Below are 21,282 nucleotides of genomic sequence, written 5' to 3' on the forward strand. Positions count from 1 at the left end.
GGCTGAGCCTCAGCACTGCACCCCTATGGAGCGCGTCTCCATAGGGGTGTCGTCTTTTGAAGCTTGGAGCGCACAGGTCGGACAGGGAGTCCATCTATCTGGACCCAGGGTCCAAGGCGTGGCGTGCCTCGGGTGGGAGCGTCCTGCTTCCGCCCTGTAAGTCATCGAATTGCCAAGCCTTTGGTGGCAGCAAAGTCCACTTTTGCTGGGAACGGCCGCTGCATCCGAAAGCCAGATACATGAGATTCATCCGACTCCTGTCAGTGTGGTTCTGTTCCTTGCTTTGGGCCTGTATCAACGTGCCGGAAGTCGATGTGGTCCCCCAAACGCCTGACGCAGGTCCTGTGGCTGATGCGGGGGGGGCGACTCCCTCGGTGATGCTTGAGTTGTCGCGGACCGTGACGAATAGAGACGTCTGGGTTCGTGCCTCCGTGTTGGGGGATGCACCAGACGCCGTTGAACTGTTCGTCGACGGGAATTCGGTCGCCTTGCTGCCTCCGCCTCGCTACGAGCTGCGCTGGAGCACGGAGGCCCTGGATGAGGGAATTCATAGCTTTGCAGCGAGGGTCACCATCGGGGAACTCCGGATCATGAGCGATGCGAGCACGCTCACCGTGGACCGGACGGCACCGAGGCTTGTTTCGCAAACCCCCTTGCCGGGGGCTCAGACAGCATTGGTTCGCCATCCCATCCAGGCCGTATTCTCCGAGCCCATTGAGCCCGGCTCTGTCACGGCAGACTCCGTGAAGCTCTGGTCGAATGGCAGCGAGGTGCCCGTGGAGCTGCTGCTTTCTCCAGAGCGCACTTCGTTGACATTGCGGCCTTTGGGCTCCGCACTGGTGGATACGACGATGTCCGTGACGCTCACGGATTCGGTGACGGACGTCGCGGGAAACGCACTCATTACCCCTGTGGACTCCTGGGAGTGGACGTTCCCTGCCTATCTCGCCATGGGCGGTGGTCTTGCTGCTGATTCTTCAGGATTTTCCACTGTGAACTTTCCGTCGCTTGGGTTCGACGCGGCGGGTAATCCTATTGTTGCGTTTGTAGATGGCGCCAGGCCCGGGAATTGGGGCGTCCATGTCAAGCGGTGGAATGGGATGTTGTGGGAGCCGTTGGGAGAGGTGTTGGATGCGAATGGCGGTGAGACATATGTCTACGCATCTGTGCTCCAGGGTTCTCCGGAAGCAAACCCGGTCGTAGCCTGGACGGAAGGGACAGAGGACGGGCATATCAACGTTCATGTCCGCCGCTGGTCAGGAAGCCAGTGGATCGCTGTAGGAGAGCCTGTCGAGAGGAGCCTGTCGCAAGGAATGATCGAGGCTTTCCAGTTCAAGGCAAACGCTCGTGGCGACATGGCGATGGCTTTTCGGGAGAAGAACTCGAATCAGGAGTCCCAGGTATCCGTCTTGTCTTGGAGAGGCACTGCTTGGGTGTCGCTCGGTGGGGCCCTCAAGGTCGACTCCACATGGGATGTCTCCAATGTGGGGTTGCTGCTGGATGTGCAGGGACGTCCCATTGTCGTCTGGTCCGAGTCCAACCCGGGCTGGAGTGTCTCGAAGTCGTATATCCACAGGTGGAACGGTGGTGCGTGGGAGTCCCTGGTGACGCCCATTGAAGGGCCACATCGCAGATATGGCCTGGATGGGGATGGCAACCTGGTTCGGGCCGTCGCGTATATGGACATCCATGGGGCACAGGCTGGTGGGGTCCAGCGATTTGATGAGGCTCAAGGATGGGCCAACCTTGGTGCGCCTGCCGGCGGCCTGTTTCCGGGGGCCACGGATGCGCTGATCGGAGGGCTTGACGTCGATACTCAGGGCCGACTGGTTACGTTGCTGGGCGAGCCTGAGATTCGGGATGGGCCTTGGGTGACCTATCTCCGCCGCTGGGACGGCATCGCATGGGGACCGTTGGGCGGTTTGCTTCGCCCGCTGCCAGGAAGGATCCCCTCGGGTCATGGTGTTGTTGCGCTGGACGCACAGGACCAACCTGTCCTGGCCCGCATCGAGGCGGCCGAAGGCACTCCCCACCAGCGCCTCCTCTACGTCTACCGCGCCAACTACTGAGCACCCACCGACACTCCACCGCCCGCCCCACCTGTCCTCTACTGAACACATACCAGCACTCCGGTCCGCATTCGTTGAGGAGCGAGGTGGGGTGGGCACGTCGGGAGGGGCGTGTATAGATTGCTCAACGCCCGTTCCAACCCGAGAGGCGTCTGGCCCATGAAGAGCACGGCGATGACAGTCCCGGCAGAAGACATGCCAACCGCCAAGGAGCCCGCGGCGGGTGGGAACAAGAAGCGCGTGCTCGTGGTGGACGACTTCGATGATGCCCGGGAGATGTACGCGGAGTACCTGGAGTTCGTCGGCTTCGAGGTGGACACCGCCCGCAACGGCGTGGAAGCGGTGGAGAAGGCCAGCGAGGGCGAGCCCGACATCATCCTGATGGACCTGTCCCTCCCCGTCATGGACGGCTGGGAGGCGACGCGGCGCATCAAGCAGGACTCCCGCACCCGGGACATCCCCGTCATGGCCCTCACCGGCCATGTGCTCGCGGGGAACGCGGAGCACGCCCGGGACGCCGGCGCGGACGAGTTCGTCGCCAAGCCCTGCCTGCCGCAGGATTTGGAGAACAAGATCCGAAACATGCTCAAGCCGAGCAAGGGGAAGGTCCGGGGCGGCTGAGGCCCAAGGACAACACCACTGCTCGGCAACGGACACTCCAGCGGCCCTGGCGTCCTGGAGTCTCCTCCCGCTCGGCCCGTTCAGTTGACCCCTGCCGGACGGATGCATAGGCACCGGGTGTGGGCTCTCCGGCCGCCTCGCCGTCTCCAGATGCGTGGACTCCTCCCCAGGAGTTCGACGAGTACCGCCTTGTGCGGGCCATCGGGCGTGGGCGCACGGGGCGGGTGTTCCTGGCCCATGACACGCTGCTCGAGCGCCCCGTCGCCGTGAAGTTCATCCCGGCCCTGGGGCCCAACGCCCTGGCGCGGTTCCTCGTGGAGGCCCGGGCGGCCGCGCGCATCCAGCACCCCAATGTCGTCACCCTCTACCGGGTGGGACAATTGGAGGAGCAGCCCTACCTCGTCTCCGAGTTCATCCGGGGGATGAGCCTGGACCGGCTGCCCAAGCCCCAACCCTGGGAGCGCGTGCTGGCCATGGGGAGGGATTTGGCACGGGGCCTGAGCGCCGCTCACCGGCGCGGGGTGTTGCACCGGGACATCAAGCCCGGCAATGCCGTGCTCACCGAGGCTGGCGAGGTGAAGCTGCTCGACTTCGGCCTCGCGAAGCTCCTGGACCGGGCCGCGGGGGCGGGGGATGGCGCGCCGCCCGCTTCCGGGACTCCGCCGCCGGAGCTGCCTCCTGACCTGGACCCGGAGGCCAGCCCGAACCTGGGCGCGCGCTCGCTGGACGGCATCTTCCTTCCATCGCTGCCGCGCGGCTCGCTGGTGGGGACGCCGTATTACATGTCCCCGGAGGCCTGGGCGGGTGAGGCGCTGACGGCGCGCAGTGACGTGTACTCACTGGGCGTCGTCCTGTACGAGTTGTGCGTGGGCAAGGGCCCCTTCCGGGACGTGCCCTGGCGCGAACTCCCGGAGCGGGTGCGCCACCGGGATGCCAGCCCCCTGGCCCAGGTGGTGTCCGGCGTGGATGCCGGGCTCGCCGCCGTCATCGACAAGTGTCTGCGCCGCGAGCCGTCCGAACGTTACGCCACCGCCTCACAGCTGCTCGATGCCTTGGACGCACTGACGCGTGACGACAGCGTCCAGGCGGTGCCGGAGGGCAATCCCTACCGCGGCCTCCAGGCCTTCGAGGCGGAGCACCGCGCCGTCTTCTTCGGCCGCCGCCGCGAGCAGCGCGCGGTGTTGGAGCGGATGCGCTCGGAGCCCTTCCTGCTCATCACCGGTGACTCAGGCGTGGGGAAGTCCTCCCTGTGCCTCGCCGGACTGCTCCCCGCTGTCACCGAAGGGGGCCTGGAGGACGGGCGTCGCTGGCGCAGCGTGCGGCTGGTGCCGGGCCGCAGGCCCCTGGCGGCGCTGGTCGCGGCGCTCGCGCCCGTGCTGGAGACGGAAGAGGAGACCCTGGCCGAAGCCCTGCGCGCCGAGCCCTCGTCCCTGGTGCGCAGGCTCCGCGTGAAGCTGGGGGCCCAGGAGGGGCTGCTCGTCTACGTGGATCAGCTCGAGGAGCTGGTGACGCTGGCGCCGCCGGTCGAGGCGGAGCTGGCGGGACAGGCACTTGGGGCGCTCGCGGAGGGCGCCAGTGGCGTGCGCCTGCTCGCCACGGGGCGAAGTGACTTCCTCACCCGGCTGTCCGCCGTGCCCGGGCTGGGCGCGGAGGTGCCGCGCGCACTGTACCTGCTGCGCGCCTTGTCGCCCGAGGAGACGCGGGAAGCCGTGGCAGGCCCCGCCCGAGTGAAGGGCGTGCGCTTCGAATCCGACGCGCTGGTGGACGCGCTCGTCACCTCCACCCTGTCAGCGGCGGAGGGCGGCCTCCCGGTGCTCCAGTTCGCGCTGGCCGAGATGTGGGAGGCGCGCGACGCGGCGGCTGGTGTCATGACGCAGGCGGTGATCGACTCGCTGGGCGGCGTGGAGGGCGCGCTCGCGCGGCACGCGGATGCGGCGGTGGCCCGCCTGCTACCCGACCAGCGGGTGGCGGCCCGGGGCGTGCTCCTGCGGCTCGTCACCGCGGACGGCACCCGCGCGCGGAAGACGGACCGCGAGCTGGTGGGGGACGACGCCCGCTACCGCGCCGCCCTGGAGGCGCTGGTTCACGCGCGGCTGTTGGTGGCGCGCGAGGCCCAGGAGGGCACGTCCTACGAACTCGCCCACGAGGCGCTGCTCTCCGGCTGGGGGACGCTGGCGCGCTGGCTGGCCGAGGCCTCCGAGCGCCGCGAGGTCCAATCCCGGCTGGAGGCCGCCGCCGCGCACTGGGAGAAGCTGGGCTTCCCGAGTGAATCCCTCTGGGGCCCGCGTCAGCTGGAGGAGACGCAGGTGCTCGACACGGGAGAGCTCACCCGTCGCGAGCGCGACTTCCTGAAGGCCTCGCGCCGCACCATGGTGCGCAGCCGGCGGACGCGGCATGCGCTGGTGGTGGGCTTCGTCGTGTCCCTGGGGCTCGTCTACGGCGGGCTCAAGCTGAGGGAGCGTTGGAGCCTGGACCGGCAGGTGCGCGACGAACTGGGCCAGGCGGCCCAGGCCCTGAGCGCCGTGCGTCAGGACTGGGGCACGCTGAGCGCCGAGCGTGACGAGGCCTTCCGTCTCTACGACACCGGCCGCCGCGTCGACGCGGACCGACACTGGAACCGGGCCGGTGCGCAAGCGGGACAGCTGCGCGGCCGCTTCGACGAAGTGGCCGGACGACTGGAGCGCGCGCTGGCGTTGGCGCCCGGCCGCGCCGACGTGCGCGAGGCCCTGGCGGACTTCCTCTATGAGCGCGCCCTGTGGGCCGAGCAGGACGAAGACGCCTCGACGCTGCCCGCGTTGCTCCAGCGTCTGCGGCTCTATGACACGGCGGGCACGCGCTGGCGGCGCTGGAACGCCGCGGCCAGCCTCACGCTGGAGACACTCATTCCGGGGGCGGAGGTTGAGCTGCGTCCACTGACGCGCGATGCGCAGGGCAAGTTTCAGCTGGGAGAGCCCCTGCAAGCGGACCCGGGGCGCTGGCTGGATGCAGCGGTGGCGCCGGGCACGTACCAGATTTCCGCGCGCTCGCTTGGCTATGAGCCGGTGGTGCAGTGGGTGCTGCTGCGGCGAGGCGAGTCGCGGCGGCTCGGCGTGCCGCTGCCGCGCATGGGCAGCGTACCGGAGGGCTTCGTCTTCGTGCCGCCGGGCGAGGTGAAGTTCGGCAGCGCGGCCGAGGCCAGCGTGCGCGAGTTCTTCAACGCCGTGCCCCTGCACTCCGTGGACGTCCCCGCCTTCCTGATGGCCCGGCACGAGGTGACGTATGCCGAGTGGCTGGCCTACGTGGAGGCGCTGCCGCCCGCGCAACGCGCACAGCGGCTGCCGCGCGTGGGAACGGGCGGCTACGCGGGCCTGCTCACGCTGGGGCAGGTGGACGGCGTCTGGCGGTTGCGCTTCCAGCCCGGGAACGAGCCCTACATGGCGCGGGCCGGAGCGCCGCTGCGCTACGCCCACCGCACGTCGCGCGCGGAGCAGGACTGGCTGCGCTTCCCCGTCAGCGGCATCACCTTCGCGGACGCGGAGGCCTATGCCGCGTGGCTGTCGGAGAGCGGCCGCGTCCCCGGCGCTCGGCTCTGCTCGGAGCTGGAGTGGGAGCGCGCGGCGCGCGGCGTGGACGGGCGTGAGTACCCGCATGGCGACACCCTGACCCCGGACGACGCCAACATCGACACCACCTACGGCAAGCAGCCCGGAGGCTTCGGCCCCGACGAGGTGGGCAGCCACCCCGCATCGCGCAGTCCCTTCGGCGTGGACGACATGTCCGGCAACGTGTGGGAGTGGACCCGCTCCTGGCTGGAGCCGGGCAAGGCCGTGGCGCGTGGGGGCAGCTTCGCCTTCGCGGCGACCTCGGCGCGCGCCTCCAACCGCGAGCTGCCAGAGCCGTCCCTGCGCGACGTGACGGTGGGCATGCGGGTGTGCGCGGACGTGGCATCCATCGCGCACCCCTAAGCCCGCCTGCTTGCCCTACATCCGCTCCGCGCACTACCGGACGGAGGAACCCTGTGTCCGCCTTGGCGTCTGGGGCTGGTGATGCGCAGTGGACGAAGCAAGTGCCTGCGGGTCCTCAGGCGAGTTGCTGGGCGGGGGGCCGCTGCGGACATTGATTCCGTGGTCGGGCCGGGAAGGTGGTGGGTGATGGGTGCTTGGAAGCAGACGGTGACGGCGCTGGTCAGCACGGTGAGCATGGTGGGCTGTGCGGGGAACGTGACGGAGGCGGAGCCGGTGGCGCTGCGCTCGGGCGTGGCGGAGCTGGCGGCGCCGAACGGACGGAATCTGAATGGCCGCAACCTGAATGGCCGCAACCTGAACACCCCCGAGCTGGGACAGCTGCTCGTGTCCGTGGACCTGGCGGGCGCCCGCATCGCGGAGGAAGTCCTCGGCGCGGTGCGGCTGGAGGGGAGCGTCTTCCACGGCGTCGCCTTCAGCGGCCCGGTGTCCGGCCAGGCCTTCCTGGGGGCGCGCTTCACCGGCAATCTGAGCAGTGGTGACACCGTGGAGCTGCGCGTCGACGGCATCGAGCCTGGGACGGGCGCGGACGCGGACGTCTGGGCGTACCACGTCTCCTACTACGACGCGGCCGATGCACTCTGGAAGCCCGCGTGCGCGGCGGAGGACGGCTCGGCGCTGGGCTCCATCCCCGTCGCGGGCCGGTGGGACTACCGCCAGGGCGTGCCGGGCGGCGGCGCGAAGGTGGATGACGCCGCGCGCTTCACCTTCGCCTGCGAGGGTGCGGCCATCGCCAAGTGCGTGCGCTTTGGCTACCGGCCCTGGGGCGCCACGGCGGATGGCCTGAGCCTGGCGGACCACCACCAGGCGTGCACGCGCATGGTGCGCGCGGACTTCTGCGGTGACGGCACGTCGCACACCACGGATGGCCAGTGGGTGAACCTCCATGACGGCGTGGACGTGCAGACGGATACGGAGGCGTGGCTGCACGAGGCCGAGTGGGACGCCGACGGTGCGCGCTGCTTCACGCAGACGACGCGCGCGGCACAGGCTGTGAGCTGCCCGGGGCAGACGCAGCGCACCCACTGCGGCAAGTGGGCCCACTTCCAGGCCGGAACGCTCATCATGAGCGAGGTCCCTCCAACGCAGTAGGCGCCGTCCGGCCTGGCGTGTCTGAGAAGGCTCGCCATCGCCACCCCGGCCTGCTTGCTGGCGGTGGACCTTGTGGTCAACGGCTACCGGGGGCAGGGAGGCGACACCATGGTTGGCCGGCTCGCCGTGGGGGGGCGGGGATGGGAGATGCGCTGTGAGACGGGCTCGAATACGACAGGTCTTCGGCGGAACATCGGCGGGGATTCTGATGGGGCTCTGCGGGGCATGGTGCCGGTGGCCATTGGCGAGGGCGGCGACTTCCGCGCGCCGATGGGATGCGCGGTGATTGGCGGCACGCTGACGTCCACGCTGCTGACACTGCTGGTGATTCCCGCGGTGTACGAAATCCTGGTGGACGGCCGGACATGGTCCACCCGCATGCTGCGCAAGCTCTTCCGGATGAAGCCTCCCGAACAGCGGCCTCACGTTCCGGGCGGAGGCGGCGGCCGTGGAGAGCCCCGGCCCGCCCCTCAGGCGCGGCACGATTGAGGGCTCGGCAACGAACGGACGGGTTCGGGACGACAGGACGGTTGGCGCATCGCACCAGCGGCCGTAGGGTCAGCCCCTTCCGCCATGTCTCGCGCCTTGCTGCCTGAAAATCACCACCGACTCGTCACCGAAGCCCTGGCCGCGCTCGACGTCCGCAACTGGGTGCTCAGCATCCACGACCCGAGTTTCCCCAGCCTTCCAGAAGAGGACACGGGCTGGGGCTCGCCATACTCGGAAGGGGCGGCGCACTTCCTCGCGTTCTCCCGGGAGTTGGGCTTCAACGGCATCCAGTTGGGGCCGCAGGGGCAGGTGACGGAGTTCAACGCCTCGCCGTATGACGGCACGCTCTTCTCGCGAAACCTCCTCAACGTGGCGCTCGCGCCGCTGGAGGCCCCCGAGCCCTGGGGCGCGCTGCTGCCACCGGGCCGCGTGGCGCAGCTCGCCGCCAGCCGCCCTTCGGCGCTGCCCCCCGGGGAGCGCTTCCGTCAGGCCTTCCGCACGCAGACCACCCTGCTGAACGAAGCGTGGCTCACCTTTCAACGGAAGCGTGCGGCGCCGGACGCCGCTCCGTCCATCCGGGCACTGGCTTCGCGCTTCGACACCTTCCGCCAGCAGCACCGGGCCTGGCTGGTGCGGGATGCCCTCTTCGACGTGCTGTGCGAGGAGAAGCGCGAGCCGGACTGGCGGCGCTGGGCGGACTCGCTGGACGGGCGGCTGTGGAACCCCCGTCCGGAGGAGGAAGCGGCGGCCGTCGCGCGCCTGACGCAGCTGGAGCTGCGCTACGCGGACACGCTGGAGCGCTACGCCTTCTGGCAGTTCCTGGTCCATGCGCAGCACCACGGCCTGCGCGAGCGCGTGGGCGCATGGCGGCTGAAGCTGTACGGCGACCTCCAGATAGGCCTGTCGCCGCGCGACGCGTGGGCATGGCAGGGCCTCTTCCTGCGCACCTATCTCATGGGCGCGCCGCCCAGCAGGACGAACCCGGACGGCCAGCCGTGGAACTATCCGGTGATGGACCCGGAGCAGTACTTCGAGCTGGACGACGCCGGGACGAACGCCGGGAGCCGCAACGGGCCCGTGCTGCGCTTCATGAACGCGCGCATGGACAAGATGCTCGGCGAATACGACGGGCTGCGGCTGGACCATCCGCACGGGCTGGTGTGTCCGTGGGTGTACCGCGCGGACCTGCCGGACGCGCTGTGGTCCGTGCAACATGGCGCGCGGCTCTTTTCGTCACCGGACCTGCCGGACCACCCGGAGCTGGCGCGCTTCGCGCTCGTGCGCCCGGAGCAGGTGGACCGCGCCGTGCCGCGCTACGCGGACCGCTGGGTGAAGGACCTCACGCTCGAACAGGTGCGCCGCTACAGCGTCCTCTTCGACACGGTGGTGGAGGCGTCCCGGCGCAACGGGCGGCAAGTGGGCGGCTTGCTCGCGGAGGTGCTCAGCACGCTGCCGTACCCGCTGGAGCGCGTGCTGGCGCAGTACGGCCTGGGCCGTTTCCGCGTGACGCAGAAGGCGGACCTGCACAACCCGTCGGACGTGTACCGCAGTGAGAACGTGGGCCCGGAGGACTGGGTGATGGTGGGCAACCACGACACGAAGTCCCTGTGGCGCCTGGTGGCGGACTGGCAATGGAAGGGCGCGCTGCGCGCGCAGGCGGAGTACCTGGCCACGCGCTTGTGTCCCGAGCCCTCGGAGCGCGAGGCCTTCGCGCGCGAGCTGTCCACGAGCCCGGGACGGTTGGCGCAGGCAAAGGTGGCGGACCTGTTCGCCAGCCGCGCGCGCAACGTGATGATGTTCTTCACCGACCTGCTCGGGATGCCGGAGACGTACAACGCGCCCGGCACGGTGGATGAGCGCAACTGGTCCCTGCGCGTGCCCCAGGACTGGGCGCGGCAGTACCGCGAGCGGTTGAAGGGAGACGCCGCGGTGAACCTGCCCGCGGCGCTCGCCATGGCGCTGCGGGCACAGGGTGCTCCGGCGCGCGTGCGGCACCAGCGCTTGCTGGAAGGACTGGATGCGCTGGCCCGCGAGCTGCGGGCCGGGTGACGCTTGGGCCCTCAGTGCTTCACGTCCACCACGAGGCGAGTGGGGTCGCGCAGCTCCATGACGCGGAAGTCGGTGGGGGCCTTGTTTCCCAGCACCCACGTCACCTCGGCCTCGAAGTCACACGTGCGCACCAGCTCCAGCAAGGTGGGCAGCTTGGGCTTTATCTCCAGTGCGGCCACGGTGGCCCGGCCCTGGTCGTCATGGCCACGCGCGGGTGACATCGTGACTTGGAGGAAGCCCTTGCCGGCCAGCGGCGTCTCGTCCCCGGAGCCACACTGGATGATGGGCTTGTCCACGTACTGGAGCTGGTAGCCGGGGACCTGCGGTCCATCGAACTCGAACACCACGCGGTCGAAGTCGGCATGCGTGCCAGCGCGTACGGAGCGCAGCGTCACCGACTGGGCCGGGCGCCGCTTCAGCGACACCGGGGTGGTGGTCCACTCGCGGTTCTCCGCGGGGACGTCCGAAGGCGGCTCGGTCTCACTGTCACCCATCGAGGCCGTGTGCACGGGTGGCTTGGCGGCGGCCTCGCCTTCGCGGGGAATGGTGCCCGGAGGCGGCGAGGTGGGCGGCGCTTGGACCTCGGGCTGGGGCTGCGCGCCGGTGGGCGCCGCGGCGGGTTCCTCCTTCTTGGAGCACCCGGCGAACGCCAGACACCCGGCCAACCACAGCGACGTCATCCTGCGTCCGGACCGCGTCATCATTCCCCTCCTGCCAGGGCCTGCGAGTTCGGGACTGCGGCCCCTCGTCTCGCACGGGCGGCGGCTCGGAGGCCAGTGTCACGACGGGAAAGCGGGCAAAGATAACACCCGTGGAGGGCCCCGGAAGCGCTGGAAATTTTCACGGAGGACCGGTTGCCCCGGAGGGCCTCCGTCACCACGAATGCATGACACAGGACGGCGGGGCCGCGACTATCGTCCGCGCCGCAAGTCGTCCGCGCGGCCCCCGAACGCGCACGAACCGGAGAGCACCCTCACATGGCCCCCCTCGACCTGACCTCTCTTCCCCGCCCCTCCAAGGACGACGCCACCGTGGGAACGATGGCGCGTGGCATCGTCGGCAGCGAAATCCTCCGCATCGCGGCGGAGATTCGCGAGCGGATCGCCAAGGGCCAGAAGGTGTGCAACCTCACCGTGGGCGACTTCAACCCGCGCGAGTTCCCCATCCCCGACCTGCTGCGGGAGCACATCACCGCCGCGCTCCAGGCGGGCGAGACGAACTACCCGCCGTCGGATGGCGTGCTGGAGCTCCGCCAGGCCGTGCAGCGCTTCTATGAGCGCTCGCTGGGCCTGAAGTACCCGCTGGAGGGCATCGTCATCGCGGGAGGCGCGCGGCCCATCATCTACGGCACGTACCGCAGCGTGCTGGACGCGGGGGAGACGGTCGTCTACCCGGTGCCCTCGTGGAACAATAACCACTACGCGCACATGATGGACGCGAAGAGCGCGGTGGTGGTGACGGACGCCGCGCGGGGCTTCATGCCCACCGTGGAGCAGCTGGCGCCGCACCTGGGCGCCGCGCGCCTCTTGTGCCTGTGCAGCCCGCTCAACCCCACCGGCACCATGATTGATCCGGATGCGCTGGGCGCCATCTGCGAGCGCGTCGTCGCGGAGAACCGCGAGCGCGAGAAGCAGGGCCGCAAGCCGCTCATCCTCATGTACGACCAGATTTACTGGGTGCTGAGCTTCGGCGCGGCCAGGCACGTCACGCCGGTGTCGCTGGTGCCGGAGGTGGCGCCGTACACGGTGTTCGTGGATGGCATCTCCAAGGCCTTCGCCGCCACGGGCGTGCGCGTGGGCTGGGGCGTGGGGCCGCCGACCATCATCGCTCGCATGCGGGACGTGCTCGGCCACGTGGGCGCCTGGGCTCCCAAGGCGGAGCAGGTCGCGGTGGCGCGCTACCTCGACGACACGGCGGCGATGGAGACCTTCCTGGAGGGGATGCGCAAGTCCGTGGAAGCGCGGCTGGAGGCCTTGCATAAGGGGCTCACGCGCATGCGCGAGGCGGGGCTGCCGGTGCAGCACATCGCACCGCAGGGCGCCATCTACCTGTCGGTGCGCTTCGACCTGGTGGGCAAGGGGGGCCTGCGCTCCAACAATGACATCCGCAAGCTCCTGCTGGAGAAGGCAAACCTGGGCGTGGTGCCCTTCCAGGCCTTCGGACTGGACGCGGACACGGGCTGGTTCCGCCTGTCGGTGGGGGCCACGTCGGTGAAGGAAATCGAGGAGGCGCTGCCCCGGGTGGAGGCGGCGCTCCGCGAGGTCCTCTCCTCCGGCGCGTAATCCTTGCGACATCTTCCCGCCGCGCTCGTTCCACCATGGAGGTCCTGGGAATACGTTGCCCGGGGCCTCGTTGGGCCGCTTACGTGAATTCTTCCATGCTCAGGCGATTCGTGGACGTTCGGGACGAGGAAGTCGGCGCCGTCCGCTGGTCGTTCCTGTATTTCTTCACGCTGATGTGTGGCTATGCCATCCTCCGGCCCATCCGCAACGAGATGGGCACTGCGGGCAGCGTGAAGGGCTTGGACTGGCTCTTCACCGCCACCTTCCTGGTGATGCTCGCGGCGGTGCCTGCCTTTTCCGCCCTGGTGTCGCGTTGGCCCCGGCGGGTGGTGATTCCTCGCATCTACCGCTTCTTCCTGCTCAACCTGCTGGGCTTCTTCGTGCTCTTGAAGCTCGGGGTGGCGCGGGAGACGGTGGCGCGCGTCTTCTATGTCTGGTTGAGCGTCTACAACCTGTTCGTCGTCTCCATCTTCTGGAGCTTCATGGCGGACGTCTTCGCCAGCGGACAGAGCAAGCGGCTCTTCGGCTTCATCGCCGCGGGTGGCACCACGGGCATGCTGGTGGGGCCCTTCCTGGTGGGGCGGCTCGCCGAGCCGGTAGGCCCGGTGAATCTCATCCTCATCTCGGTGGTGCTGCTGGAGGTGAGCGCGCAGTGTGTGCGCCGGCTGAGCGGCTGGGCCCAGGACGTCCAGCAGCAGCCCGCGGCGGCGCAGGGCCCGGTGGGCGGCGGCGTGCTCGCGGGGTTGCGGCTCATCGTGACGTCGCCATTCCTGCTGGCGCTGGGGCTCCAGGTGCTGCTCTACGCGGCGACCTCCACGTTCCTCTACTTCCAGGAGGTGCGGCTCGTCGCCGCGCTTGGCAACGACGCGGCCAGCCGCACCGCCCTCTTCGGGGACATCGACTTCTACGTGCAGCTGGCCACGCTGGGGTTGCAGACGCTCGTCACGGGGCGCGTCATCTCCTGGCTGGGGCTGGGGGCGGGGCTCGCCGTGGCGCCGGTGGTGACGGGCCTGGGCTTCCTGGGGCTGGCCGCCATGCCGGTGCTGACCGTGCTCATCCTGTTCAAGGCGGTGCGCGGCGCCAGCCACTACGCGCTGGAGCGGCCCTCGCGCGAGGTCCTCTTCACCACCGTGGACCGCGAGGCGCGCTACAAGTCGAAGAGCTTCATCGACACGGTGGTGTACCGCGGCAGCGACACGGTGAGCGCCTGGCTCCAGGGGGGCCTCACGAAGCTGGGCCTGGGCATGACGGGCCTGTCGCTGGCGGCGGTGCCCCTGGCCGGGCTGTGGCTGGGCGTGTCGCTGTACCTCGCGCGCCACCAGCGGAGTCAGGCGGAAGTGGTGCCGGCCGCCGCGCCCGAGGCGCCGGTGTCCGAAGAGGCCGCGGCCCGCTAGCGGTCATCCACACGCAGTCAGTCCACACACGCAGGAGGAATCCCGCATGACGCTGTCTCGCAGGAGTGTGATTCAGGGAGCGGTCGCGGCCGGCTCGCTCTTGGCCATGGGGTGCGCCACCACGGGCGCGTCCGGCACCGCCGCGTCTTCCACCCAGGGGCAGGGGGAGCAGTCCTCCGCGCCCGCCGCGCCGCTGCGCATCCTCATCCTGGGCGGCACCGCGTTCCTGGGGCCGGCGCTGGTGGAGTTCGCGCGCTCGCGCGGCCACACCGTCACGCTCTTCAACCGGGGGAGGACGAACCCGGGCCTCTTCCCGGACGTGGAGAAGCTCGCGGGCGACCGCGACCCGAACAAGGGCGAGGGCCTGAAGGCGCTGGAGGGCCGCAAGTGGGACGCGGTGGTGGACACCTCCGGCTATGTGCCGCGCGTCGTGCGCGCCTCCGCGGAGCTGCTGGCCCCTCACGTCCAGCACTACACCTTCGTGTCCTCCATCTCCGTCTACAAGGAGCTATCGCGGCAGGGGCTCGACGAGACGTCCGCCGTCGCCACGGTGGAGGACGCGACGACGGAAGAGGTGGAGAAGCACTACGGCGCGTTGAAGGCGCTGTGCGAGCAGGCCGCCGAGGCCGCCCTGCCGGGGCGCGTCCTCAACGTGCGGCCGGGCCTCATTGTCGGGCCGGATGACCCGTCCGACCGCTTCACCTACTGGCCCCTGCGCGTGGCCCGCGGCGGCGAGGTGCTGGCGCCCGGCGACGGCGTGGACCCGTTGCAGTTCATCGACGCGCGGGACCTGGCGGCGTTCATCATCCGCTCCGTGGAGCGCCGCCTCACCGGCATCTTCAACGCCACGGGCCCCAGCCAGGACCTGCTGATGCGGGACTTCCTGGAGGCGAACAAGACGGCCCTGGGCAGCGACGCGCGCTTCACGTGGGTGGACACCGACTTCCTTACGAAGCACAAGGTGGAGGCGTGGTCGGACATGCCCGCCTGGGTGCCGCGCAACGGGGAAGAGGGCGGCATCGGCAAGGTGAGCATCGCCAAGGCGCTGGCGGCGGGCATCACGTTCCGCCCGGCCACGGAGACGATTCGCGAAACGGTGGCCTGGTTCAAGACGCTGCCTCCCGCGCGTCAGGCGAAGCCGCGCTCCGGCCTGTCCGCCGAGCGCGAGAAGGAAGTGCTGGCCGCGTGGCACCAGGCGCGCGGCACCGCCAACGCGGGCTGAGCGGGCCTTCGAGCGCGGGGACGGGCGGATGGGGAGCAGGTGAAGCGCCTCCTCGCACTGCCCGTCCTTGCATCTGGAAGGCTTCCGCACCGACCGCTTCAAGTGGCGCGACGCGGACTGCAAGCCCCGCTCGGCGGCGCTGCTCGTGGAGTGAACACACGGGCCGGGTGCCCCGCAAAGCAACGAGGGATGCCCCGATGGACTCGGAGCATCCCTCGGATTTCGACCCATCTATCGGGTTCGCCCTCCCCCTCTGGCGAGCGTGACCCCGGGTCCCCCTTCCACAGACTTTGCCGCCCCCGCGGCGCCGTCTTCCTACCCGCCCTTGGTGTGTGTCCGGAGGGCCTTGGACCCCTCCAGCGAAGCTGCGTGTGACACCTTCCCCCTGCACCGCTTACGGCCCCTTCAGGTGCGCGTGCCCGGTGCCCCCAGCACCGTCACTCGGGGGAGCCGAGGCCCCCCCTTCACCTGTCCTGCTGCGTCCCAGGGCACCGCGGGTCGTGAGAGAGCCCGCAGCCGTGCCTGTGTCTGAGCGCGTCCGAACGTCTGCGGGCGCATGGACGCCACCCGCGTTACGTCCCTCGACTGGATTTGGATGGCTGCCGTCACGGCTGAATTCGCCAGGACCGCAAGCTGCGCCCGCTTCGCCCCCGCGAAGGTGGCCAGCTCCGGAATGACGATGCCCTCCAAAGCCCCCCCAGTGGCTTCGAGCCACTCCCCCCGGGAAAAGCGCCTCGGCCGTTGAGCCGTGGCCCTGCTTCCCTTGTCGCCGTGCGACACTGCACCGAGCCTCGTGTTTCCCCCAGATGCCCCCCGGCCCGGTCCATACGCGACGTGCGACATGCGTCTTCCCCCCGTTCGGTCCGCCGAAGTGACTGGCGACAAGGGCATACTGGCTCAGACCCAGGATGGAGTTTTCCGCCTCCGCGCCAATTGCTTGCGCGAGCGCGCCAGCGTGTCTGGCGTGTTTCAGTGGGTGTTGGCGCGGTGGATTTTCCGCATCTTCTCAGAGACCTGGAAGGTGGCGGGTGGGACGTGGGGCGAGCAGGCGCCACGGGTAGGGCGAGGCGGGACTCGGAGATGTCAGCCTGACACGATAGGGGAGTGGCTCACACTGCGCCTCCAGGCTCCCTCCCTGGTGGGTGGTGTGGCGGGCGGGAGGGGACAGGGCACATGAGGTGGGAAGAGATGGGCGAGACGCCCCGGGAGGACAGGCGCGGAGGCAGGGACGGCGGTGCGAAGGGGTCCTCCAGTCGCTCCTCCCTGCTGGCCGTGCTCGCGGAGAAGCCCTCGGTGGCGCGCGACATCGCGCGGGTGCTGGGGGCGAACGAACGCGGTGAGGGCTGGCTGCGCGGCAATGGCTACGTGGTGACGTGGGCCATCGGGCACCTGGTGGGCCTGGCGCAGCCCCATGAGATTCGCGCGGACTGGAAGAAGTGGAGCCGCGCGCTGCTGCCCATGCTCCCGGCGGACTGGCCGCTGGTCGTCTCCAAGGAGACGCGCAGCCAGTTCGAGGTGGTGAAGCAGGTGCTCAACGCGCCGGAGGTGTCCTCGGTGGTGTGCGCCACGGACGCGGGGCGCGAGGGCGAGCTCATCTTCCGGTACATCTACGACGCGGCGAAGTGCCGCAAGCCGGTACAGCGGCTGTGGGTGTCGTCGCTGACGGAGCGGGCCATCCAGGACGGCTTCCGTCGGCTCGCGGACGGCCGTGAATACGAAGCGCTGGCCTCCGCGGCCATGGGGCGCAGCCGGGCGGACTGGCTGGTGGGGATGAACCTGTCGCGCCTGTACACGCTGGCGCACGGGGGCCATGGAGAGATGCTGAGCGTGGGCCGGGTGCAGACGCCCACGCTGGCCATGGTGGTGGAGCGCGAGTTGGCCATCCGCGACTTCGTGCCGCGTGACTACCTGGAGCTCGTGGCCACCTTCGCGCCCAGGGCGAAGGGGGTTCCGCCGGACGCGCTGTACAAGGGCACGTGGTTCCGCTCGGGGCCGGATGGCAAGCCCGTGGCGCCCCCGGGCTTCGAGGGCGTGCGCGAGGCGCGGCGGCTGGATGCGAACGGCGTGGAGGCGCAGGCCATCATCGACCGGGTGCGCGCCGGGCGGGCCATCATCGAATCGCTGGAGGCGGAGGAGAAGAAGATGGCGCCTCCGCTCCTCTACGACTTGACGGAGCTGCAGCGGCACGCCAACCGGCTCCATGGCTTCAGCGCGCAACGCACGCTGGAGGTGGCGCAGGCGCTCTACGAAAAGCACAAGCTGTTGAGCTATCCGCGCACCGCCAGCCGGCACCTGTCGCGCACCGTGGCGGACACGCTGCCGGAGGTGGTGAACGCCATTCGCGCGCCCTACGAGGAGGACCTGGCCGTCGGCACGGGGACTCGGGCGCTGGGCAAGCGCTATGTGGATGACGCGAAGGTGACGGACCACCACGCCATCATCCCCACGCCCACGGCGCCGGGCGGGGTGCGGCTGTCTCCGGACGAGCAGCGCGTCTATGACCTGGTGTGCCGGCGTCTGCTCCAGGCGTGGCACGAGGACCACGTCTGGCGGGTCACCACGGTCATCACCGCGGTGACGTCGGGAGGGGCGCCGCCTGTGGTTGACCGCTTCCAGAGCACGGGCACCCAGGTGGAGCGGGTGGGCTGGAAGGTGCTGGACATTGGCGGCGGACAGAAGGCGCCGCGGCTGAAGTCGGAGGGGCGCAAGGGTGAGGACGCGGAGCAGGAGCCGGATGACGAGCCCCAGGCGCTGCCGTCGGGGTTGGCGCGCGCGCAGCCGCAGTCCGTGGAGGACGTGGAGGCGGTGAAGAAGCGCACGCGTCCGCCTCCGCGCTTCACGGATGCGACGCTGCTGACGGCCATGGAGTCGGCGGGGCGGGCGCTGGATGAGAAGGAGCTCGCGGACGCGATGCGCGAGACGGGCCTGGGGACTCCCGCCACCCGCGCGGCCATCATCGAGGTGCTGCTGGACCGCGAGTACCTGCGCCGCCGGGGCAAGGTGATGGAGGCCACGGAGAAGGGCATCCATCTCATCCAGGTGGTGCACCCGGATGTGAAGACGCCGGCCATGACGGGCCAGTGGGAAGCGTGGCTCCAGCGCATCGAGCGCGGCGAAGGCCAGCTCGATGAGTTCATTCGCGGCATCGAGGCGTATGTCATCGAGGTGGTGGGCCATGGCGCCACCGCGCCGCAACGGCCTCCGCGCAATGAGGTATTCGGAGCGCTACCTGGCGCGGAAGCGCGTGGCCCTGTCGGGCAGGGTGCGTTCGCGGAATCCGCTGTCGAGCGCTTCGAGGATGCTGCGTCGGGTGTGTCGGGACAGGGACGCCAGGGCGCGTTCTCGGAGGCTTCGGAGCCGCTCTTCGGGACGCGGCGGAGCAGGACCTCGGGCGCCGTCGGTCGCTCGGAGCCTCAGGGCGAGCCGCTGTCCTCCACCATGTCACCGGGCGGAGGAGCGGCCTCACGTCTTCCGCGGGCGGATGGCGCGGGCTGGAACGCCGGGGCCTGGGAGAACACGGGCGCCGCTCGCGCTCCAGTGAACCGTGCGAGGACCACGGCGTCTGCCGCGTCCACCGGGCAGCGGCCGGAGCGCGTGCGGCGCGCACCGACGGCGCCCGAGGCGCTGCGTCCGCTGCTGAAGGAGGCGTTCGGCTTCTCGGACTTCCGGCCGTATCAGGAGGCCGTGTGCCGCGCGGCCACGGCGGGAGAGGACCTGCTGCTCGTGATGCCCACGGGCGCGGGCAAGTCGCTCTGCTACCAGTTGCCGGGTCTGGCGCGTGCGGGCACCACGCTGGTGGTGAGTCCGCTCATCGCGCTGATGGAGGACCAGGTGGCGCGGCTTCAGTCGCTCGGCTTCGCGGCGGACCGCATCCACTCCGGAAGAGACCGGGCCATGTCGCGGCAGGTGTGCGCGGACTACCTGGAGGACCGGCTCGACTTCCTGTTCATCGCGCCCGAGCGGCTCGGCGTCCCGGGCTTCGTGGAGTTCCTGGCGCGCCGCACGCCCGCGCTCATCGCGGTGGACGAGGCCCACTGCATCTCCCAGTGGGGACACGACTTCCGCCCGGACTACCGGCTCCTGGGCGCGCGCCTGCCTCTGCTGCGCCCCGCTCCCGTGGTGGCCCTCACCGCCACCGCCACGCCGGACGTGCAGCGGGACATCGTCCAGCAGCTCGGCCTGCAAGGCCCCGGGGGCAAGGCGCGCACCTTCATTCACGGTTTCCGCCGCACCAACATCGCCATCGAGGTGCGGGAGCTGAACCCCGGTGCGCGCGGCGACGCCATCCAGGGCCTGCTCCAGGACGAGGAGAACCGGCCCGCGATTGTCTACGCGGCCACGCGCAAGCACGCCGAGCAGCTCGCGGACCAGCTCGCGGGCGACTTCCCCGCGGCCGCCTATCACGCGGGGCTCCAGCCTTCGGAGCGAGACCGGGTGCAGGCCGAGTTCCTCCGGGGCTCGCTGGAGGTCATCGTGGCCACCACGGCGTTCGGCATGGGCATCGACAAGGCGGACGTGCGCACCGTCATCCACGCGGCGCTCCCCGCCAGCCTGGAGGGCTACTACCAGGAGCTGGGCCGCGCGGGCCGCGATGGAAAGCCGTCGCGCGCGGTGCTGCTGCATTCGTACATCGACCGGCGCACGCACGAGTTCTTCCACCGGCGCGACTACCCGGAGGCGTACGTGCTGGAGCGGCTGTTCAAGTCCACGGTGCCGCAACTCGAGCCCAAGGCCGTGCTCCAGGGCCGCGTGCGAGGAGACCCCGAGGTCTTCGACAAGGCACTGGAGCAGCTTTGGATTCACGGCGGCGTCGTCATGACGCCTGACGAGACGGTGATGCGCGGGAAGCCGGGCTGGTCCGCGTCGTACTCGGCCCAGCGCGATCGCAAACTGCTGCACCTGGAGCAGATGGGGCGCTACGCGGAGGCCCATGGCTGCCGCATGAAGCAGCTCGTGGGGCACTTCGGTGACACCCAGGATTCGGGTGAGCCGTGCGGCCTGTGCGACGTCTGCGCGCCAGAGGCCTGCGCCACGCTGCGCTTCGCCGAGCCGACCTCCGCGGAGCGGCACTGGCTGGAGCGCATCCTGGAGTCGCTCCAGGAGCGGGACGGACAGGCCACCGGACGGCTCCACCGCGAGTTGTTCGGGGAGTCCCTGCCTCGGCGCGACTTCGAGCGACTGGTGGGCGGACTGGTCCGCGCGGGGCTGACGCGCTTGGAGGTGGACTCGTTCGACAAGGACGGGCAGGTCATCTCGTTCCAACGTCTGGCGCTGACGGACGAGGGCCGGCGCACGCGCGCGGTGGACCCCCAGCAGGTGGTCCTGCCATTGCCCTTGGAGAAGGCCGCGAAGCGCAAGCGGGGCAAGGGCGCGGAGAAGGGCACCGCGAAGCGGTCCTCGGCCAAGAAACGCACGGTCGGCGCGAAGGCCGGGGCCGCGACGCGGCGCACGGCATCCGAATCCCATGAGGAAGACCCGTCGACGCATTGGCGCGCGAACGCTCCCTCGAAGAGCACCGCTGGGGCGCCGCGTGCGTCCCGGAGCACGGGGGCTCCGAGTGCCTCCGCGTCGGGCCGGGGCCGCCGTGCCGCGGCCGAGCCTTCTCCGAAGATGGTCGAGGCCTTGAAGGCCTGGCGGCTCGCGGAGGCGCGCAAGCGGCGCGTGCCCGCCTTCCGCATCCTCACGGACCGGGTGCTGGAGGCCATCGCGTCGGCTTGTCCGGAGAATGGCTCGGAGTTGATGGCCATCCACGGGGTGGGGCCCTCCCTCACGGAGCGCTACGGCGCGCAGATTCTTTCCCTCGTGGCGCGCAGGAGCTGAGCCCGGAAGCCGCGGGGAAGGAGGTGTCTTTCCCACGAAGGGAAGGGCGCTTCCCTCCGCGCGCCACGGAGATTCCAGCGCAAGTCCGGGGGCGGGGCACAAGGGGCCGCGTCTCCACGCCCGCAGGAACGGGCAGCGTGCGTCCAGGCAGCGAATCATCTTCACCGTGCTGCCGGGCAGTGCAGGCGGCGTCCGCCCATCGTCACGTTGGTCCGGCCAAAACGAGCCGACTTGTGCGCGGAC

At 70.0% G+C, this 21,282-nt stretch carries 10 protein-coding genes and 1 pseudogene; 10 read left to right on the top strand and 1 reads right to left on the bottom strand.

Annotated elements, in window-relative coordinates; all coding sequences use genetic code 11:
- The first annotated feature begins 398 nt into the window (after nucleotides 1–398).
- The 6 genes and pseudogenes from F8M74_RS22245 (at nucleotide 399) to F8M74_RS22270 (ending at nucleotide 10,321) form a co-directional block, all read left to right on the top strand.
- Entirely contained in the window at nucleotides 399–2,069 is a 1,671-nt protein-coding gene (locus F8M74_RS22245) for an Ig-like domain-containing protein (protein WP_162295101.1), read from the top strand.
- Between the two features lie 159 nt (nucleotides 2,070–2,228).
- A complete protein-coding gene (locus F8M74_RS22250) occupies nucleotides 2,229–2,690 on the top strand; it encodes a response regulator (RefSeq protein WP_090486438.1) in 462 nt (153 codons plus the stop codon).
- A gap of 119 nt (nucleotides 2,691–2,809) precedes the next feature.
- Nucleotides 2,810–6,634 (top strand): SUMF1/EgtB/PvdO family nonheme iron enzyme, encoded by a 3,825-nt coding sequence (locus F8M74_RS22255; protein WP_141257226.1) that lies wholly within the window; start codon nucleotides 2,810–2,812, stop codon nucleotides 6,632–6,634.
- Between the two features lie 78 nt (nucleotides 6,635–6,712).
- Nucleotides 6,713–7,783 carry an ADYC domain-containing protein gene (locus tag F8M74_RS22260; protein ID WP_141257225.1) on the top strand — a complete coding sequence of 357 codons (1,071 nt, stop codon included), beginning with the start codon at nucleotides 6,713–6,715 and terminating at the stop codon, nucleotides 7,781–7,783.
- Nucleotides 7,784–8,005: 222 nt separating this feature from the next.
- A pseudogene (locus tag F8M74_RS22265) lies at nucleotides 8,006–8,272 on the top strand (efflux RND transporter permease subunit); the annotation flags it as partial.
- Between the two features lie 84 nt (nucleotides 8,273–8,356).
- Entirely contained in the window at nucleotides 8,357–10,321 is a 1,965-nt protein-coding gene (locus F8M74_RS22270; RefSeq protein ID WP_141257223.1) for a 4-alpha-glucanotransferase, read from the top strand.
- A gap of 11 nt (nucleotides 10,322–10,332) precedes the next feature.
- On the opposite strand, the gene F8M74_RS22275 is transcribed toward F8M74_RS22270, so the two are convergent.
- A complete protein-coding gene (locus F8M74_RS22275; RefSeq protein ID WP_141257222.1) occupies nucleotides 10,333–11,025 on the bottom strand; it encodes a hypothetical protein in 693 nt (230 codons plus the stop codon).
- A gap of 273 nt (nucleotides 11,026–11,298) precedes the next feature.
- Between F8M74_RS22275 and F8M74_RS22280 the strand changes: the two genes are divergently transcribed.
- The 4 genes from F8M74_RS22280 to F8M74_RS22300 all read left to right on the top strand — a co-directional run bounded on the left by F8M74_RS22280 (nucleotide 11,299) and on the right by F8M74_RS22300 (nucleotide 21,039).
- Nucleotides 11,299–12,603: a pyridoxal phosphate-dependent aminotransferase gene (locus F8M74_RS22280; RefSeq protein WP_141257221.1), complete on the top strand. Its 1,305-nt coding sequence runs from the start codon at nucleotides 11,299–11,301 to the stop codon at nucleotides 12,601–12,603.
- A 95-nt stretch (nucleotides 12,604–12,698) separates the two neighbouring features.
- The gene (locus F8M74_RS22285) at nucleotides 12,699–13,997 is read left to right on the top strand and encodes an NTP/NDP exchange transporter (protein ID WP_228560661.1); all 1,299 of its coding nucleotides are present in this window, start codon (nucleotides 12,699–12,701) and stop codon (nucleotides 13,995–13,997) included.
- 46 nt (nucleotides 13,998–14,043) lie between these two features.
- Nucleotides 14,044–15,219 (top strand): SDR family oxidoreductase, encoded by a 1,176-nt coding sequence (locus tag F8M74_RS22290; protein WP_141257219.1) that lies wholly within the window; start codon nucleotides 14,044–14,046, stop codon nucleotides 15,217–15,219.
- A gap of 1,173 nt (nucleotides 15,220–16,392) precedes the next feature.
- Nucleotides 16,393–21,039, top strand: coding sequence for a DNA topoisomerase 3 (locus F8M74_RS22300; protein WP_228560546.1), 4,647 nt, complete (start codon nucleotides 16,393–16,395; stop codon nucleotides 21,037–21,039).
- The last annotated feature ends 243 nt before the right edge of the window (nucleotides 21,040–21,282 follow it).

Origin of the sequence: Myxococcus sp. CA023 (assembly GCF_010998615.1) — a bacterium.
In the GTDB taxonomy this organism is placed as follows: domain Bacteria; phylum Myxococcota; class Myxococcia; order Myxococcales; family Myxococcaceae; genus Myxococcus.

Excerpts from the sequence above, each read along its gene's own strand:
- F8M74_RS22290 (WP_141257219.1), top strand. The coding sequence starts at position 14,044 with ATGACGCTGTCTCGCAGGAGTGTGATTCAGGGAGCGGTCGCGGCCGGC.
- F8M74_RS22280 (WP_141257221.1), top strand. The coding sequence starts at position 11,299 with ATGGCCCCCCTCGACCTGACCTCTCTTCCCCGCCCCTCCAAGGACGAC.
- F8M74_RS22300 (WP_228560546.1), top strand. The coding sequence starts at position 16,393 with ATGAGGTGGGAAGAGATGGGCGAGACGCCCCGGGAGGACAGGCGCGGA.
- F8M74_RS22270 (WP_141257223.1), top strand. The coding sequence starts at position 8,357 with ATGTCTCGCGCCTTGCTGCCTGAAAATCACCACCGACTCGTCACCGAA.
- F8M74_RS22250 (WP_090486438.1), top strand. The coding sequence starts at position 2,229 with ATGAAGAGCACGGCGATGACAGTCCCGGCAGAAGACATGCCAACCGCC.
- F8M74_RS22285 (WP_228560661.1), top strand. The coding sequence starts at position 12,699 with ATGCTCAGGCGATTCGTGGACGTTCGGGACGAGGAAGTCGGCGCCGTC.
- F8M74_RS22275 (WP_141257222.1), bottom strand. The coding sequence starts at position 11,025 with ATGATGACGCGGTCCGGACGCAGGATGACGTCGCTGTGGTTGGCCGGG.